Origin of the sequence: uncultured Streptococcus sp. (genome assembly GCF_938036805.1) — a bacterium.
Classification (GTDB): Bacteria; Bacillota; Bacilli; order Lactobacillales; family Streptococcaceae; genus Streptococcus.
In genome coordinates, this window is sequence record NZ_CALHWC010000087.1 from 1 (window position 1) to 1605 (window position 1605).

The window sequence follows — 1605 nt, forward strand, 5'->3', positions numbered from 1 at the left end:
CCGCCGCCTGTACCGGCTAGTTTCTTGCCCAGTCGTTTATTTTTCTCGAGGAGCAAGGTCTTCTGTCCGTAGAAAGAACTGGAAATGGCAGCCATCATGCCAGCTGGTCCTCCGCCGATGATGATTGTGTCGAAATAGTTCATGTATCTTTTCCTTTCGTGAAATAGGAATTTTATGTGCTAGTTCATCTTGTGCAAGATGATTTTGCCCTTTAAGGCTTACAGTGGGCATGCTCTGGACAGCTTTTCAACAGTCCGTTAGCCAGCATCTTGGTAGAAAATTAATTGGATTTTAGGCTCATTTTTTAAGGAAGATCTTTTCCAGAGGCCCAATAGATTTCGTACCATTCTTTTCTAGTTAGTTCAATATCTGCTGCCTTGGCTGATTCGATGATGCGGCTAGCCTTGGTCGTGCCGATGACCGCTTGCATGTGGGCTGGATAGCGTAGCACCCAAGCAATAGCCACTGCCGATGCTGATATTTGGTATTTGTCGACCAGTCGGTTGAGGACGGTATTGAGCTTGGGGTATTTATCCGAACCGACAAAAACGCCTTCAAAATAGCCATGTTGGAGGACAGACCAGGCTTGAATCACGACGTCGTTCAGGCGGCAGTATTCGAAAATACTACCGTCGCGCATATTTGCGGTGGCTCCCTCCATGTTGACATGGAAGCCAGCTTCAAAAGCAGGTGAGAAAGCTGCGCTTAGTTGGAGCTGATTTGCTACCAAGGGCTGCTTGACCTCTGTTTTTAGTAGCTCCATCATCATAGGATTCTGGTTGGACACTCCAAAATCAAGGACTTTCCCTTGTGATTTGAGCAGATCAAAAGCTTCAGCGATTTCACTAGGCTCCATCAGGGCATCTGGTCGATGCAAGAGCAGAGAGTCCAAATGCTCCACGCCTAAGCGCTGTAAAATACCGTCTGTTGCCTCTAGGATATAGTCTTTGGAAAAGTCGAAGTAGGTGAATTCTTCTATGCGGATCCCCACCTTGGACTGAATCCACATCTTAGCCCGCAGGTCAGGTCGATTTTTGAGCACTTGTCCCAGAATTTCTTCACACTTGCCTCTACCGTAAATATCGGCTAAGTCAAAAGCATTAATTCCGACTGACAAGGCTGTTTCGATCAGTTCTTCCACCTCTTTGGGTGTCATTTGGGCAATTCGCATCAGCCCTATGATAATCTGGGAAATTTCTCTCTTGCTTTCTCCGAATTCAAGATATTTCATAAGCTCTTCTCCTCGTGTCATCTTAATCCCAGTATAAGCTAAACCTGCTCCAAAGTCAAAAAGCGACTAGCTAGATCGAGCCTTGGAGCAAATGTGTAGAAAATCCTCGTTTTGGCTAATGAAATTTGGCTGACTTTGTCGGAGAATTAGAAGATTTGACAAAAACTTGGCTTCCTGATAGAATAAGAATGTCTTAAAGACAAATAACTTCTTCTTGGTTGCAGGAATTGCCAAGCCTGTCACTCGGATGAAGCGTAAAGAAAAGGAGCTTATCATGGCAATCTCAAAAGAGAAAAAAAATGAAATCATCGCACAATATGCACGTCACGAAGGTGATACAGGTTCAGTAGAGGTTCAAGTTGCTGTCCTTACTT

Annotated in this window: 3 protein-coding genes; 1 reads left to right on the forward strand and 2 read right to left on the reverse strand. The window is 44.8% G+C overall.

Translation table 11 applies throughout. The features are described from left to right. Together Q0191_RS03585 and Q0191_RS03590 are read right to left on the reverse strand one after the other, a co-directional pair. Window positions 1–143, reverse strand: a 143-nt coding sequence (locus Q0191_RS03585; RefSeq protein WP_297663919.1) for an NAD(P)/FAD-dependent oxidoreductase, incomplete at its 3' end; no start/stop codon positions are given. A 161-nt stretch (window positions 144–304) separates the two neighbouring features. Beyond that, window positions 305–1231 (reverse strand): aldo/keto reductase family oxidoreductase, encoded by a 927-nt coding sequence (locus Q0191_RS03590; RefSeq protein ID WP_297663917.1) that lies wholly within the window; start codon window positions 1229–1231, stop codon window positions 305–307. Window positions 1232–1505: 274 nt separating this feature from the next. Here Q0191_RS03590 and Q0191_RS03595 point away from each other — a divergent pair. Beyond that, window positions 1506–1605, forward strand: a 100-nt coding sequence (locus tag Q0191_RS03595) for a 30S ribosomal protein S15 (RefSeq protein ID WP_293931306.1), incomplete at its 3' end; no start/stop codon positions are given.